Below are 15,327 nucleotides of genomic sequence, written 5' to 3' on the forward strand. Positions count from 1 at the left end.
GCTCGGGTCATGCGGCCTCTACCACCCTGAACACAGCGCCGCTTCCTGCATCCCGAACAAGATCGACCCGCTTGCCGTTCCAGTGATAGTCGAGATGCCGACCCTGAACAGGGCTCGAGGCGCAATCCGGATAGAAAAGCGCGACGCATTCTCCACCGGCCTGCCGGACGCTTGGATAGGCAATACCGTCCGAGCCTGAATTGCGCAGCGTCGCGGCGAGTTGCTGTGCTGCTTCGTAGCTGTCGGGATCGAGGCAGGCGCCGAATGCTGCTGCATCCGCTCGGAGATCATGCAAATCGGCATCGACCTTCAGAATGATTTCCCGAAACTGCGATGTCCATCCGGCAGGCTCGGCCGTTCGGGCCATGAAGCGGGCATGATGATGGATCGTCTCGAACAGCGCGGTTTCATAGCTGCGCGCAACATAGAGCACGCCATGATGTCCGGCAGAGAACCGGCTTGGTCGATCGGGACTAACATGCGTGAATGAGGCCATGAGATAGGAGGCGCCAATGCCGCCGACCCGTCGCGCTGGAGGGACGAGATCGATATTGCCGACCGACGTCATGATCCGCGGGTTCGTCTTCTGCTCGGCGGAGATGAGAAGGGGCCAGTCGGCAGGGTCCGCAATGTCCTCGAACAGATCAATGGGAGGATAGATGCTGCGGATGATCCTGACCGCACCCTCCCATTCGACCCTGTTGAACGGCGGACCATTAGTCGCCGTCACCAGCCGCCGCGCTCCGCGTCCAGATAGCGCCGCACCCGCATGATGTCGGTCAATTCGCCACCCAGCATGACCGCCAGCGCGCTCGCGCCATCGAAGGCGGCGTTGGGCGCCTTGATCCAGTCATAGCCGCGCTGTGGCTCCTGAAAGATGATCCGCAAGGCCTTGTGGATGCCCATCAGGTTGGACAGGCGCGCAAGGCCGTCACGCGAGATGCGGCCCGGCCCTTCGGCCTTCCAGCGACGGAAGCTGCGCACCGGCATGTCGGTCAGCATAGCAGCCTGCTCGTCCGTGACGCCCCACTTGGCGAACAGGTTAAGGGCCGCACGAAACATCGCGCCGCCTTCATCCTGCGTGACAGGCTCAGGCCGGAACGGCGCCGGGACCGTCTCGATGGGTTGCAACATGCTCATGATCGCCTCCATATGGCATCATATAGGATAAAAGTGCCAAATGGCAATATCTAGATGTTGCTTGCCAGGTTTTTGAATATGAATACCGTTAGAAGTGGGCCCCTTTGAGAAAGCCTGCCACTTGCAAAAGCGCAAGCTCGCCGCTTAACATCAACACTAAATCGAGATCCACTTCCGTTGATTCATTTCTCGACCATGGGCGAATGATCGAACGACAGCACCTGCCTGCAAACCCCAAAGATTGCCCAGGTGAGACAAAAAGAGTCTTCGGCCTACCGCTGCTGCATCGTCTGTGAATGGCACGGCAAGCCGTTCTTGATATGTTTTATTCTCCCTACTTTCCAATGTTCGCGCTGTTGAAGTTCAGCACTCGTCCCACGGATCAACATTGTGAAAAATAATGATAATTTCATTAACCTTGTTCGATCCTTGTTTCCGAGGAACAAAAATCTAGGATATCAATATGGCAGCTCTCGATTCCAGTTTGGACAAATTCTCGTCAAAGGCCTTCAGAAGAGGGCGGATTTGACTTTTTATTTCACCCAGTTCGAGCATCGCCGCCCTCCTCCTCCGCTGCCCAATTCGCTTGTGCGGGAGAAAATCTGGCAAATATTAGGAATTGCCAGCCTGGCGCTGGGGGCTTGGTATATCCACTGGCGCTGGACTCAATCACTCAACTGGGATGCCTTGTGGTTCGCCGTTCCGCTGCTGCTGGCGGAAAGCTGCGCCTATTTCGGGCTGATCCTGTTCACGCTCAATCTTTGGAAAGTGAAAGATTTCCCTATCCTGCCGCCGCCGGAAGGGATCAACCAGTGCGTGGCGGATTCCGATGGACTAGATCGGCCCGTGGCCGTCGATGTCTTCATCGCGACCTATAATGAAGACGAAGAACTGGTTCGTCTTAGCATCCGCGATGCCAAGGCGATGCGTTACCCCCACCCGATCGATCTGCATGTCCATGTCCTGGACGATGGACGTCGCCCAACCATGCAGGCCATCGCGGAGGAAGAGGCGGTGGGCTATATAACACGCGACAATAATGTCGGCTTCAAAGCTGGTAATCTGCGCAACGCCATGGAACATACCAGCGGTGACTTCATCCTGATCTGCGACGCGGATACCCGGCCGTTCCCCACGTTGCTGGAACGGACGCTGGGCTATTTCCGCGACCCCGACGTGGCGTTCGTTCAGACGCCGCAATGGTTCTATGACCTGCCCGAGGGCGAGACCCTGACCCATTGGATGACGCGACGCATAGGACGCCCTGGACGATGGCTGGGCAGCGCCACCGAATGGATCTTTGGCGAAATTCGAGTAGGCGAAGACCCCTTTGCCAATGACCCAGCCTTATTCTACGACATCATCCAGCGGCGGCGCAATGCGTTTAACGCCGCCTTCTGCTGTGGCGCGGCATCGCTGCATCGGCGCGAGGCCATCATGTTCGTGGCGCTAAAGGCCTATGGCGATGCGGTCGCCAAGACAAGCGGCGAGACCCGTTCGCGCCTGGCACGCCTGACCCGGCGCAGCGGCAATGCCCAAGCCCAGGCGCTGGCGCGCTGGCAGGCGGCGCAAGCCGAAGAACTCACGCCATATAAATTCCATGTGTCGGAGGACATTTACACGTCCATCGTCCTGCATCAGGACCAACATCGTCGCTGGAAATCCGTGCTGCATCCGCAGGTAGAATCGAAGATGCTCTCTCCGCAGGACTTGCTGACCTGGACCATCCAACGGTTCAAATATGCCGGCGGCAGCCTCGACATATTCTTCCATGACAATCCCGTCATTGCACCGGGCATGTCGCTGGGACAAAGGCTGATGTATCTGACCACTTTCTGGTCTTATCTGGGGGCGGTGTGGAACTGCATTTTCCTGCTCGCGCCGCTGGTGTATCTTTTCCTGGGTGTCGCTCCGGTGAGCGCCTATACCGGCGACTTCTTCCGCCACGCCCTGCCTTTCCTGATTGCCAATGAGCTGGCGTTTCTTGCAGGAACATGGGGCATGTCCGGCTATAAGGGGAAGGTCAGCTATCTGGCTTCATTCCCTATTTCCCTGCGTGCCTTGTGGGCGGTGCTACGCAACCAACAGATCAAATTTCCGGTAACGCCCAAGGAACGACAGGATGGAAATTTCCTGCACTTGGTCTGGCCGCAAATCGCGATCATGACCCTGACCGTTCTGGGCTTGGCTTGGGCAACGTTGGCTTGGCGGCTGGACATCGGCAGCTACACGCCGGGCGGCCTGATCGCCAACGGACTGTGGGGCCTGAACAATATCCTCGCCATGTCCATCATGGTCCGCGCAGCGCTGTGGCAACCGGAGCATCAAGCATGAGTTGGCGGGACGGCCTGCGCAAAGGGCGAAGTCATCTGCTTTTTGCGCTTGTGCTAGCGGCCGGTGGCCTGCTGGTGGTCAACATCGAAGATGATACGCTGGAACAGGAAACAGGCGGCACGCCCCGGTCCGGTTCATCCCCTGCCATATCAACCGTTGCGCCCAGCACCCCAACACCCCCGGCTCCATTACCTTCGGTGAGCAAGCTGGCATCCCGCGCTGCGCCGCGGGCTTCCGATAAAAAGCGCGCTTATGTTCAGATCGGCGCCTACCAAAGCGAGGCCCGCGCAGCGCGCGAGGGGCGGCAGGTTCTGCGCGAACTGGGTGACCCGGCCGACATTGGCGTGCGGATTGAACCGTTCCGCTCGCTCTATCGCCTGCAACTGGGGCCATTGGCTGCGCCAGATGCGGCACCGCTTTGCCAGCGGCTGGTCAGCCAAGGGCGGGATTGCCGGTTGGTGTGGAGGGATCAAAAAACTTCTTCAAAGACAGGCGGTTGACGCCAGCATTGCGATGATAGTCGATCACGTCGATACAGGACTGGATGATCTGGATACCGCGCCCGCTTTCTGCCTCCAGCGAAAAGGGGCGACACATCGTCATCTGCCCATCCTCCATAGGAATGCCAAGGTCGGTCAGGTCCAGTTCCACGACTCCATGCCCTTGGCGCACCGCCAGCCGGATCGTTCCGTCGCTGCGCCCGGCATAGCCGTGTAGGATGATATTATTGGCCGCTTCGACCAGCGCCAATTCCAGGTCGATCGCGGCCTGGGGCGCTACCCCGGCAGCGGCACAACTGGCTTTGAGATGGTCAGCAAGCTGTGCCACCGCGCCCAGCCGCGCCGGAATTTCGACGATATCAGGCTCAGTCACCTAGCACGGCCCTGGCAGAGTCCACGTTATCCGTCAGGCTGAATACGGTATCCAGCCGGGTCAGTTCGAACAGACGCCGCACCGATGGCTGAGCCCCTGCCACCGCCAGCGCGCCATCCTTTCCCAGCATCTTGAGGAGTGAGACCAGCACGCCGAGTCCTGTACTGTCCATGAAGCTGACGTCGCCCATGTCCAGCAACACCCTTTTGGCCCGTCCATTCAGCTGCGCCTGGATATCGGCCTTGAAGGCGGGGCCGGCGGCAGCGTCCAGTCGGGCGGCTGTCACTTTGATGATTGCCAGGTCGCCGTCGAGTGTGATGATGGTCATGCCGTTCCCTGTATTTGGTTCGTGGATATTTCCAGCGCGAGTAGCGAGATATCATCTTCCAGTCCCGCTGGACCGCGCCTGGTCCGCAAAGCGGCATCAACCTGCTGCACCATCTGGTCGATCGGATAGGATCTGGCGGCGTCGAGCAGGGCCCGCAAGCCCGACTGTTCCAACATCGTGCCTTGTGTATCGCAACATTCGGTCACGCCATCGGAATACAGAATGAGCCGGTCACCGGGTCGAAGCTGGAACGGCATGGGATCGAAATTGGCGTCAGGGAACCAGCCAAGCGGAAATGTCCCTTCGAGCACCAACGGCGCGACGTCCTCCAGATGCATGATGAATGGAGGGGGATGGCCTGCACAGATGATCCAGCTCTCGCCGCTTTGCGGAAAGAGCAGACCACATATCAGCGTGGCATAGCTTTCCGATTGCTGCCCTTCAATTTCCCGATTGAGGTCACTGATCGCTTGCGACAATGCGGCTGGCGTATCGGGCGCGAGTTGCGAGAGCCGGTGATGGATATGAAAGGATGCCAGTGCAGCGGGCACGCCATGGCCCTGGACATCAGCCAGGAAGAAAAGATGCGCGCCGTTGCGTAAAGGGATCAGGCCGATCGTATCCCCGCTGATATGCTGGGCCGGCCGATAGGTCCATGCCACCTGCAAGGGCCCATGGCTGTCCTGATCGGGCAAAAGCCGCCGGTGGAGGGCTGCCGCGGCATCAAGATCTGCCTGGACCCGTCGATAGGCTTCCCGCGTGCGGGCGTTGGCAGCGGCCAGATGGTGATTACGACGCTGCAAGCGGTAATGTAGTGCAACGTTGCGCCGGGCCGATGCCATCGCCAGTTCCAGTTGGATGCGGTCGAGGGGCTTGAACAGAAAATCGTCCACGCCCGCGTTCAGGGCGTGGCGGATAGTTTGGCTATCACCCCTGGCGGTGGTCATGACCACGTGCAGGAAGCGATCACGGCCATGCAGCGCGCGGATACGCTCTACCAGCGCTATGCCATCCATCCCTGGCATCTGCCAGTCGGTAACGACCATGTCGAAAACATTGTCCTGGAGTAGCGTTAGCGCCTTTTCCGCATCCATCGCGCACTGCGCGGTGCAGTTGAGCGTTTCCAATTCCCAGGTCAAATATTCCAGGAACAGATCATCATCATCGACCAGCAGCACGTTGAGCGGTCGTTCGCTATGCCGGGATCCCGACGATATCATCCTTGTCGCCTCCCTGTCTGCAACGGTGGCCAACCTTACCTTAGCTGGCAAACCATAACAGGAAAAAAGCCTTCAATCGCTTGATCTTGTGAGAAACACGCCTAATCGATGCTTAAGCAAAAATAAGCTGTCGCACCTTCACGCCTTGTCGTTATGATCATTGATGAAAGCCAGATGTCCTGTGCGCATTCGGAGCCTTTATTAAATGACGCGATCCTTTTTATGCGGCTTGGCACTGCTGTCGTGCATGGCCCCCGCCAACGCTCAGGATCGTGGGGTACTATATGCCGGTGGCGGAGCTGGGGATGGGGCAGGCGGCTATGTTGGCGGGCTGATGGCCCTGCCCGGCGACTCCTTGGGTAACGGGCTGGCGGTTCGGGCAGGCGTCAATGGTGGCACATATCGCTATCGCACCAGCGAGCGGATCGAAGCCACCTATATCGGCGCAGAGATCGCGCTGGTCTATCAAATGTCGGGCGATTGGGGCTGGGCAAATATATCCGCCGGGCCGCGCATTACAGATACCGACCTGGATCCGAATGATCGGGGTAACAAACTGCGCGGCACCCGGTTCGACGCAGGATTGCAGACAGACGGTGCGCTGGGCAATCAATGGCGGATGGGATGGTTCGGTTCGTGGGGCGTGCGCAACGAATCATACATCGCGCAGTTGCGACTGACCCGCCTGGTCAGCGCCAGCAGCGGAACGCGTGTCGGTGTAGAGAGCATAGTACAGGGCGATCCGACCTATACGCGCGCCAGTCTGGGTGCCCATGTCGCCACGCCGTTGGGTGGCGGATGGGAAGGGCAGGTTTCCGCAGGCGCGAGCGAACAGGCGGGGCGGAATGCGAGACCCTATGCGTCGCTAGGCGTCAGCCGCGTCTTTTAGGCTGCTGGTGGCTTGGCGCTGCACCGTCATGGGAGCGCTGCGCGCTGGGTCGGGCCATTGCTCCTGACGGGCTGCGTTCCCGAGCCTTCCGCAGCCATGCGTGACGGACCATCGCCTGCGCCATCGGCGGCTTTGACCGTCCCGCCCCACTATCAACTGACATGGGCCGACGAGTTCGATAGCGGTGTCGAACCCGATCCGCGTCGTTGGGCCTATGACACGCACCGCAATCGCAAGGGCTGGTATAATGGCGAAGCGCAATATTATGCGCGCCGTCGTCCCCGCAATGTGCGGGTAACGAAGGGTGCGCTGATCATCCAAGCCCATGCCGAGACGCTGGATCGCGCGGCCTTTTCCGACTGGGGCGGTCAGGCCTATACTTCTGGTCGACTGATCACGCGCGGGAAGCAAAGCTGGACTTACGGCTTTTTTGAAATACATGCGCGCATGCCGTGCGGACGCGGTACATGGCCAGCCATCTGGCTTCTGCCCGCGCAGGAAAGTGGCCGCTGGCATGGTGGCGAAATCGACATTGCCGAGCATGTCGGGAGCGATGCCGGGGTAGTGCATCATTCCATCCAGACTGCGGAACGCAATTTCCGGCGCGGCGATCATCCCACAGCCACCACCGCAATCGCGGACGCCTGCACGCAATTTCACCGCTACCAATTGCACTGGACCCGCGATCTCATCCGGATCGGGGTGGATGACAGGCCTACGCTCACCATCCGCCCGGCAGAACTGGGCGTGCAGTTCGATCGGCCGATGTTCCTGATCCTTAATCTGGCCATCGGCGGGCTATGGGGCGGTGCGCAGGGCATCGACGAAACAGCCCTGCCTGCTAAGCTGGAAATCGACTATGTCCGGGTCTATCAAGGAATGCCAGAATGATACGTTTCCTTCAGTGGCGTCGCCTTGTCGCGATTATTGCGGCGATCAGCATTCCGATTATCATCTTTTTTGTAGCGGCCATGATGATGGTGCAGGCGAATGATGCCAAGGAATTAAGGCGTGTTGTTGACTTATCTTATCAGCGCCGCGCCATGTTGCAGATCATTTTGTCAGAACATCAGGATATCGAAACCGGGCAGCGTGGCTATCTCCTCTCCGGCGATCCCAGCTTTCTCGATCCCTATCTGAAGGCCCGCCAACAGATGGACACAACGCTGGCGCAGGTGGAGAAGTTACAGACACCAGCGGCAGTTGGAAGCGACATGACGCGGCTGCGCGATCTAACCCAGCAGAAGCTGGCTTTTTCCGCCCGCACGATCGCGCTACGTCAAAATAATGATTTTGCCGGCGCGCAAGCAATGGTGATCGGTGGCGACGGCAAACGATTGATGGATGGCATCCGTGCTGAAATTGGACAGCTGCGACGGGCGGAGGAGGGGCGCCTGGTTATCCTCTCGAAAGAATCCGATGAAGCCCAATCCAAATTGCGCTTGCACAGTTTCCTGCTGCTGGGCCTGCTGACCACCTTACTGTGCATCAGTGGACTGATCATTTTCCGAGCCTTTCGCGCCCGCGCTGCCGCGCTCGCGCGGCTGGACGATCTTTCGCGGCGACGCGAGGCCATTCTCGACGGTGCAATGGACGCCATTTTGATCCTTAACCCCAGCGGAAGTATCGAAGGAGTCAACAAGGCAGCGAGCCGTATATATGGCTACACGGCCGATGAATTGCTGCGGCGCGATGTCGGCATGTTGTTCGCCGATCCACCGCCCCGCGGCCAAGTCGCCACCTATCTGCGTAATATGCGGCTGGTGGAAGGCGAGCCTGGCTATCTTCAGGAAATACCGGGCCGCCGCGAAGATGGTACCGTTTTCCCGTGTGATGTTGCGGTCACAGCTGTCTTGCTGGCCGATGGTATCCATTATGTGGTGGTGGCGCGCGACATCAGCGAACGCAAGCGCGTTGAACGGCTGAAGGCGGAATTCGTCGCCAGTGTCAGCCATGAATTGCGGACGCCGTTGACGTCTATCGCGGGGTCGCTGGGACTGCTCGTCGGCGGTGCTGGCGGTGTGATGCCCGATCGCGCGCAGCGGCTGATCACAATAGCCCATGATAACGCCGAGCGGCTGGTTCGCCTGATCAACGACATTCTGGATATCGAAAAGATCGATTCGGACCAGATGACGTTCAATAACAGCTATGTTGATCTGGGTGCGATCCTGCAGCAGGCAGTCGAGCAGAATCGGGGTTATGCGGACCGGTTCAAGGTGTCGCTCAATCTTGGACCAGTGCCGATCAATGCCTATTTGTGGGCCGATTCCGACCGGCTAATGCAGGTGTTAGCCAACCTCATTTCCAACGCCGCCAAATTTTCGCCGCCGGGCGAGACGGTCGATATCATAGCCCAGTCAGACAAGAACCGGCACAGGATCAGTATCTGCGACCGGGGACCAGGTATCGACGAGGCGTTTCGGTCGCGCATCTTCAATCGGTTCGCACAGGCCGATTCATCCAACACACGACAAAAAGGCGGCACCGGTCTGGGGCTTAGTATCGTCCGGGAAATCGTCACCAAACTGGGCGGCGAAATCAGTTTCGATTCCGAATTGGGCAAGGGGTCCCAGTTTCACATTGACCTACCTGCAGCGCGGCCGGAAGAAGCAGAAGGTCCGGTGGACCGGCTATTGATCTGCGAACGTGACCTTGAACTGGCTGCGCAGATGTCAAAGGCGTTAGAGGCTACTGGCTTGGCCTGCGATATCGTTCATAGCACGACTGATGCGATGGAACAGGCACGGACCCGCCGCTACAGAGTAGTTCTGGTCGATTCCAACCTGCCCAGCGGGGGGGGCATCGGACTGGTTCGCAATCTGCGCAGGCAGCCGGGGATGGAGAACATACCTATACTGATGATTTCGGCTGATAGCCGTCACGGTGGGATTGAGGCGGAAGCATTACGTATCGTCGATTGGCTGCAAAAGCCCGTGCCGCTGGACCAGCTTGTTACCGCTGTCCGTCAAACGATAACCCAACGGGAACGTGCAGGCCAGCCAGATGTCCTGCATGTTGACGATGATCCTGATGTGCTGCGGGTGGTTGCGACAGCTTTGGAAGGTCAGGTTAACCTGACGTCTGTGACCAGCGTCCAGGCCGCACGAGTCGCCTTGTCCGACCGTGCGTTCGATTTGGCCATATTGGACCTAGGCTTGGCCGATGGATCCGGGCTTGACCTGTTGCCTAACCTACGAGTCTCCGGCGGCATCCCAATCCCGGTCATTATCTTCTCCGCTCAAGATGCCGACCCAGATGTCGCGGCGTCGGTGCAGGCCTATCTGACTAAGTCACGGACGCCTATTGAGCGGTTGGTAGGAACGGTCCATCATCTATGGCAGCAAACCGATGGAGAGGCCGAGCGATGATATCCATCCTCTATGTCGATGACGACGACGATATTCGTGAGATTGCCGACATCGCGCTGAGCCTGGACCCTGAACTGGAGGTGCGGCTATGCGCATCAGGAAAAGATGCCGTGGCGCTTGCTGCATCCTGGCAACCGGCGCTCATCCTGCTGGACTTCATGATGCCGGGCATGGATGGCCCTGCGACGCTGCACGCTCTACGGAACCAGGCCGAAACGCGCGATATTCCGATCGTCTTCATCACCGCGCGCAGTTCCCAGCGTGACATTACCAGCCTGTTGGCGCTGGGTGCAGCGGGCGTACTGGCAAAGCCATTCGACCCGATGACGCTGGCAGCCGAAGCGCGGCAATTCCTGTGACTGAAATGGATGAGCGCCTAGCGCATTTGCGCGCGCGCTTCATCGCGCGATGCCGCGCCGAACTGGCAATCATCGAGGCAGACGACATCTCAGATCAGGATCTACAGCATATGGCGCATCGCGCCGCCGGAATGGCAGGAACGGTCGGCTTGAAAGAATTGGGTATAGCCGCCGCCCATCTGGAAGACGCGCTGCTGCGCGGCGATCAGATAGCCGCCGCGCGCCTCGCCTTCCTGGGTGTGTTAAGGAAGATTACCAGCGACAATTGATGATGGCGAGGCAAAAGGCAGATGTGCCAATCGCGTCGTAGGATCGATCTCGACGGTGTGAGCTGACGTCATTCACTCCCAGTCGCTATCCATCGCTTTGCGTTCCGCGTCGGCGTCCATCGGATCGCCGGCCATCATGCGTTGCGCGGCCTCCATCATGTACGCGCTGCCGGCTTGACGATAGGCTGGCGTCTCCTGCTCCTCGCGAGCGCTGGTGCGCTTGAGGTGCCATCTCCCTGCAACGTGGCATGCGATCCCGGAGAGTGCGGCCCCGTCAAACGTCCGGCAGACCTGCCCCTCCCGATCCCTAAAGGTCAGGCCGATCCGCGTCGCGGCATCGCCGGATTGCGTGGAGGCCAGTTGCGTGTCTAATGCCCTGACCAGATCACCCTGCGCCACCAGCCTGCCCTCCTGGTTCCCCACCGGTTCAGAACCGCCAAAAGGTATCGTCTGCCCAAGCAACAGCCCGATCACCAGCGCAGCCGCTAGAGCGGCGAGGCTCTTTACCTGGAAAAAGAACAGCCGTTGGGGCGCTCCCCTGAGCCGCACCACAGTTTCATCCAGCGGGGTCGTTAGCCTTTCGGGCAACGGTGCGTCGATCACGGGGGCAAAGTGATTGGCCAGCGTCGTCCGCAAAGCGCGGTGCGCCGCGACCTGTTCGGCAAGCTCTGGCTGCGCCGCCATCGCTCTTTCCACACGCTTCGCACTCATGTAATCAAGTTCGCCATCGGCATAAGCCATCAGCGTTTCGCGGTCGATCTTCACGCGGCTTCTCCCAGATGAACCATGAGGGCATCCCGTCCCCGGCACAGGCGCGATGTTAGCGTTCCGATCGGAATATCGAGGATCTCGGCAGCTTCCTTATAGGCAAAACCCTCCACCAGAACGAGCGCAATCACCTCGCGCTGCTCAGCGGGCAGCTTCTCCATAGCGCGCCCCACATTGCCGATTTCGACCGCCATCTCGGTCTGTTTGTCGCCATCATTGCCGACGGCAAGGCCCCCTTCTTCTGCAACGAAGGTCTGGCTACGCCGCGTGCGGGCGCGTACTTCATCGATCCACAGGTTCCGCATGATCCGGTACATCCAGCTATCCAGTCTCGTTCCTGCCTGCCAATGATCGCGGGATTTGAGCGCGCGCTCGATCGATGCCTGACACAGATCGTCGCCGTCCGCCGGATTGCGGGATAGGCTTGCCGCAAAGCGCCGCAGCCTTGGGAGCAGTGCTAGCAAATCGCGCTCGAACGCCATCAGGCCGCTTTCCAATCGTTGTTTACCGGGGATGAAACGGACCAACCCGGCCGTTTCATCCCCAAGACGTAAACATGACCACAAATATTTTCCCTTGAGCAAGGCAAAGGCTATGCCGGAGACATGAAATCGCTTTCCCCCATGCTCAAATATATGTTGTTGTGCGTTGCGGGCACAGTTCCCGCGATGCTGGCGGCACAACTTGTGGTGCCAGTCGGCATTATAGGGCGCACGCTGAACAGCCTGCCCCGGACGGACCTTGACAAGCTGCCGGTCGGTGATCTGACGCAACGCCTGACGGAGATTAGGCTGGACCGGTTGGAAGCACTCGTCCGCACCAGTCGCGGCAGCATCGCCTTCGATGAGCAGCGTAATCCGGCCGTCAGTGGCGTGCTGATCGTAATGGACGCCAGCGCGGAGGATGTGACCACAGCCGGTCAGGCAGGCTTTGCGCTGTTGGATCGCGAGACGATCGAAGGGATCGACATCGATGTCGCACGCCTCGCTGTGCCGAAAGGCCAAACACTTGGTCACGCCATAAAATCCTTGCGCAAGTTGCTGCCGACTGCCGATATCAGTGCGGACAACCTCTATGTACAAAGCGGAATGCCAGCACAGCAGATGGCAGTCGGGGCGCGGGCATCCACCCGCACCGTCGCCAGACCGGCCATCGGCATGATCGATGGGGGTGTCGGCGCGCATCCCGCAATCACGGGCGCTATCGAGGCACAGGGCTTTGCCAGGGGTGCGCCCTCGGCCAACCCTCATGGAACAGCCATCGCATCGCTGCTGATAGGATCGGGTATGGTACGCGGCGCAGCGGCGGGCAAAATGCTACTCGTTGCCGACGTCTATGGTAGCGATCCGGCAGGTGGCAACGCTACCGCGATTGCGCGGGCGCTGGGCTGGTTCGTGCAGCGCGCCGTGCCCGTGGTTACGATCAGTCTGGTGGGTCCAGCCAATCCCCTGCTCGGCAAAGCGATTGCCAGCGCGCAGGCCAAGGGGCTGATGATCGTCGCGGCTGTCGGCAATGACGGTCCGGCCGCGCCGCCGTCTTATCCTGCATCCTATGCGGGTGTGATTGCGGTCACCGGCGTCGACAGAAGAGGGCGCGCTTTGCCTGAGGCCAGCCGCGCCCTGCATCTCGATTATGCTGCGCCCGGAGCCGATATGCTGGCTGCCGCACCAGGCGGAAAGACTGTCCGGGTGCGGGGCACTTCCTTTGCCTCCCCTCTGGTCGCGGCGCGGCTTGCACAGCATTATACGGCACCTGTCCCTGCACGCCGCGCTGCGGCGATCAAGGCGCTCGATATGGAAGCGCGCGATCTTGGTGCCAAAGGCACGGACAACGTCTACGGTCGTGGCCTGATTTGTGGCGCATGCCGAACACCCTGAAGTTTTTCGGATTGGCCGGGATTAAATTCCGACTGGCCTCCGTTGTCCTCCCGACCGCAGTGCATTTGGGAGATTTGACATGAAGAGCTTTCTGACAACCACCAGCATCCTTGTTGCCATGTCCATAGCGGCACCCGCATCGGCGCAGCTTCTGGGAGGGAGTGGCGGCCTCGGCGGCAGTTTGGGCGGTACGATCGGCGGCGTCACCGGTTCGCTTGGCGGCATGGGAAGCACCATGGGCGAAACTCGCATCGACCCCAGCGTGGATCGCCGTAGCGGATCGGCCAAGGTCGATACACGGGCTACCCGCAGCGCCAATGGTTCAGCAGCAGGAGACGCGAACATCATCGACAAGACCATGTCGGGCGCGATCGGTGGCAGCGCTTCGGGGTCGGCTGGCGGCAGTGCCGAGATTCAGGCTGTCGGCACCGATTTTGTCCGCGATACCACAGGGCAAGCGGCGGGCAGGGTTCACAGCACGGCGAGCCAGGCCGCAGGGAAGGCCCGCGGTGCCGCGAATGGCGCAGGAAATGCCGTCTCAGGAGCCGCGAACCCGGCGGGCACCGCGTCAGGCGCTGCCTCAGGCAGCGCGAACGGCACAGGTTCGGCGCAGGGCGGACTGAGCCAGTTGGCGCTTGCCGGGTCGGGTGCCGCGAACGCCGCGAGCATGTTCGCCATCGAACCGGGCATGGCCGTGCAGGACGTTCGGGGCCGCGTGATCGGCACTGTTCAGGATGTCCGCGCCAGCGGCACGGGTGTCGTTCAACAGGTGTTGGTCGATGTCGGCAATCGCACCGCAACGCTTCCTGCGGTAAACTTTTCCGGGAGCGGCGATGCGCTCGTCTCCGGTATGGGCAAATCAGAAGTGAAAAAGGAAGCCAAGCAGCAGGAAAAGACCGCTGCCGCTCAACCCGCCGCCGGGAGCACAGGCAGCCGCGAGGCACAGTCGAGCAAGTAAGAAACCTCCAGGATAAGACTGAGGCGCGCACCAGGCTCGGAGCGCGCCTCTATTTTTGAGAAGGACTGTCGCCTCAGCGATGCGATGCAATCGGGAAATTGCCATACAGCCGAATCTTACGGCAACGAAGCAGGCCGAGCGTCCGTTGTCGGGGAACGTGATTTTAAGGCTGAACGGCGCATCTATTGCGTTTTCGGAAGTGCGTTGGCACTTTTTGTTAAACGGGAACTTGGGTTGAGAATCGTTCATAGCCAAAACGCGATCGCTGCAGCGAGCGATACAGCAGGCGGCTGGTTGCCTGTGAGTGTATCGGTGCCCCGGCGGAAGGTAATCTCACCGGCCTGCGCTTGATCGTGCGGCGCCATACTACCGGTTTTCGAACAATACCCTGTTGGAGCATTGAAATGCGCGGGTGGTTTATGTCGCGACGAAACCAATGGGCGGCGCGCGGGTGATGAAATGACCCTTCACCCCGTCGGGCCATTGCGCATAGGGCACCTGCCCATCTTCGCTTTGTGCATAACCCACGGCATAGTCGAGGATGGCCCTTGCCGCCGTTTCATCGGGCAGGAACCGGCCGAGCACATAGCTGATCTTGCCCGGCGCACGCAGATGGATGGTGCAATGATCCTTGCAAGCGAACAGGCAGGGCATCTCCTGCACGTCCACTCCATCATAGCGGTCGGAACTGGCTTTGACCCGGCGCAGCGCCGCCACCAACCGCCCTCCGCCGACCATGCCGTCAGCGTCCTGTCGCTCCTCGGCAGAGAAGCGACAACTGTTGCAGGCGACGATGGCAGGCCCATCCTTGACCGCTTGCAACATGGTCAGGCAGCCGCCTGTAGGTCGCGCCGCAGAAGGCCGCCACTTTCCAGCAGAAGCTGGAACAGGCGCAACCCGCCAAGGATCAGGGCGTAGCGGACAAATTGTCGCAGCAGGAT

General features: G+C 60.0%; 17 protein-coding genes. 9 read left to right on the top strand and 8 right to left on the bottom strand.

Going from position 1 to position 15,327, the window contains the following annotated elements; genetic code table 11:
- Positions 1–7: 7 nt before the first annotated feature.
- Together J2W40_RS13120 and J2W40_RS13125 are read right to left on the bottom strand one after the other, a co-directional pair.
- Positions 8–733: an RES family NAD+ phosphorylase gene (locus J2W40_RS13120; protein ID WP_310225536.1), complete on the bottom strand. Its 726-nt coding sequence runs from the start codon at positions 731–733 to the stop codon at positions 8–10.
- On the bottom strand, positions 727–1,140 hold the full coding sequence (locus tag J2W40_RS13125; RefSeq protein WP_310225482.1) for an MbcA/ParS/Xre antitoxin family protein: 414 nt from the start codon (positions 1,138–1,140) through the stop codon (positions 727–729). The genes J2W40_RS13120 and J2W40_RS13125 overlap by 7 nt, the downstream gene beginning before the upstream one ends.
- 525 nt (positions 1,141–1,665) lie before the next feature.
- On the opposite strand from J2W40_RS13125, the gene J2W40_RS13130 reads away from it, so the two are divergent.
- Complete coding sequence (locus J2W40_RS13130; protein ID WP_310225484.1) at positions 1,666–3,474, top strand: glycosyltransferase family 2 protein; 1,809 nt, start codon at positions 1,666–1,668, stop codon at positions 3,472–3,474.
- Positions 3,471–3,974 carry an SPOR domain-containing protein gene (locus J2W40_RS13135; protein WP_310225486.1) on the top strand — a complete coding sequence of 168 codons (504 nt, stop codon included), beginning with the start codon at positions 3,471–3,473 and terminating at the stop codon, positions 3,972–3,974. The genes J2W40_RS13130 and J2W40_RS13135 overlap by 4 nt, the downstream gene beginning before the upstream one ends.
- On the opposite strand, the gene J2W40_RS13140 is transcribed toward J2W40_RS13135, so the two are convergent.
- From J2W40_RS13140 to J2W40_RS13150, 3 genes are read right to left on the bottom strand one after another with little or no spacing between them, the layout of a single operon-like run.
- Positions 3,907–4,347: an ATP-binding protein gene (locus J2W40_RS13140; RefSeq protein WP_310225489.1), complete on the bottom strand. Its 441-nt coding sequence runs from the start codon at positions 4,345–4,347 to the stop codon at positions 3,907–3,909. The genes J2W40_RS13135 and J2W40_RS13140 overlap by 68 nt on opposite strands.
- Positions 4,340–4,675 carry an STAS domain-containing protein gene (locus J2W40_RS13145; protein WP_069064209.1) on the bottom strand — a complete coding sequence of 112 codons (336 nt, stop codon included), beginning with the start codon at positions 4,673–4,675 and terminating at the stop codon, positions 4,340–4,342. The genes J2W40_RS13140 and J2W40_RS13145 overlap by 8 nt, the downstream gene beginning before the upstream one ends.
- Positions 4,672–5,895, bottom strand: coding sequence for a PP2C family protein-serine/threonine phosphatase (locus J2W40_RS13150; protein WP_310225491.1), 1,224 nt, complete (start codon positions 5,893–5,895; stop codon positions 4,672–4,674). The genes J2W40_RS13145 and J2W40_RS13150 overlap by 4 nt, the downstream gene beginning before the upstream one ends.
- A 229-nt stretch (positions 5,896–6,124) precedes the next feature.
- Between J2W40_RS13150 and bcsS the strand changes: the two genes are divergently transcribed.
- From bcsS to J2W40_RS13175, 5 genes are all read left to right on the top strand, one after another.
- Entirely contained in the window at positions 6,125–6,784 is a 660-nt protein-coding gene (gene bcsS, locus J2W40_RS13155; RefSeq protein WP_310225494.1) for a cellulose biosynthesis protein BcsS, read from the top strand.
- A 96-nt stretch (positions 6,785–6,880) separates the two neighbouring features.
- Positions 6,881–7,675 carry a glycoside hydrolase family 16 protein gene (locus J2W40_RS13160; RefSeq protein WP_310225496.1) on the top strand — a complete coding sequence of 265 codons (795 nt, stop codon included), beginning with the start codon at positions 6,881–6,883 and terminating at the stop codon, positions 7,673–7,675.
- Positions 7,672–10,155 carry a CHASE3 domain-containing protein gene (locus J2W40_RS13165; RefSeq protein ID WP_310225498.1) on the top strand — a complete coding sequence of 828 codons (2,484 nt, stop codon included), beginning with the start codon at positions 7,672–7,674 and terminating at the stop codon, positions 10,153–10,155. Before J2W40_RS13160 ends, J2W40_RS13165 begins: the two co-directional genes overlap by 4 nt.
- The gene (locus J2W40_RS13170; RefSeq protein WP_310225500.1) at positions 10,152–10,514 is read left to right on the top strand and encodes a response regulator; all 363 of its coding nucleotides are present in this window, start codon (positions 10,152–10,154) and stop codon (positions 10,512–10,514) included. Before J2W40_RS13165 ends, J2W40_RS13170 begins: the two co-directional genes overlap by 4 nt.
- Before the next feature lie 5 nt (positions 10,515–10,519).
- On the top strand, positions 10,520–10,783 hold the full coding sequence (locus tag J2W40_RS13175; RefSeq protein WP_310225502.1) for an Hpt domain-containing protein: 264 nt from the start codon (positions 10,520–10,522) through the stop codon (positions 10,781–10,783).
- 72 nt (positions 10,784–10,855) lie between these two features.
- Here J2W40_RS13175 and J2W40_RS13180 read toward each other — a convergent pair whose 3' ends face one another.
- Together J2W40_RS13180 and J2W40_RS13185 are read right to left on the bottom strand one after the other, a co-directional pair.
- Complete coding sequence (locus tag J2W40_RS13180; RefSeq protein WP_310225506.1) at positions 10,856–11,548, bottom strand: anti-sigma factor; 693 nt, start codon at positions 11,546–11,548, stop codon at positions 10,856–10,858.
- Positions 11,545–12,033, bottom strand: a complete 489-nt coding sequence (locus tag J2W40_RS13185; protein ID WP_310225509.1) for an RNA polymerase sigma factor — start codon at positions 12,031–12,033, stop codon at positions 11,545–11,547. The genes J2W40_RS13180 and J2W40_RS13185 overlap by 4 nt, the downstream gene beginning before the upstream one ends.
- 123 nt (positions 12,034–12,156) lie before the next feature.
- On the opposite strand from J2W40_RS13185, the gene J2W40_RS13190 reads away from it, so the two are divergent.
- Together J2W40_RS13190 and J2W40_RS13195 are read left to right on the top strand one after the other, a co-directional pair.
- Positions 12,157–13,428 (top strand): S8 family serine peptidase, encoded by a 1,272-nt coding sequence (locus tag J2W40_RS13190; RefSeq protein ID WP_310225511.1) that lies wholly within the window; start codon positions 12,157–12,159, stop codon positions 13,426–13,428.
- Positions 13,429–13,507: 79 nt separating this feature from the next.
- Positions 13,508–14,386 carry a hypothetical protein gene (locus J2W40_RS13195; RefSeq protein ID WP_310225513.1) on the top strand — a complete coding sequence of 293 codons (879 nt, stop codon included), beginning with the start codon at positions 13,508–13,510 and terminating at the stop codon, positions 14,384–14,386.
- A gap of 417 nt (positions 14,387–14,803) precedes the next feature.
- Here the strand turns inward: J2W40_RS13195 and J2W40_RS13200 are convergent, their stop codons facing one another.
- Complete coding sequence (locus J2W40_RS13200; RefSeq protein WP_310225516.1) at positions 14,804–15,211, bottom strand: DUF1636 domain-containing protein; 408 nt, start codon at positions 15,209–15,211, stop codon at positions 14,804–14,806.
- Positions 15,212–15,327: the final 116 nt, after the last annotated feature.

Source organism: Sphingobium xenophagum, from assembly GCF_031457465.1.
Lineage (GTDB): Bacteria > Pseudomonadota > Alphaproteobacteria > Sphingomonadales > Sphingomonadaceae > Sphingobium > Sphingobium xenophagum_A.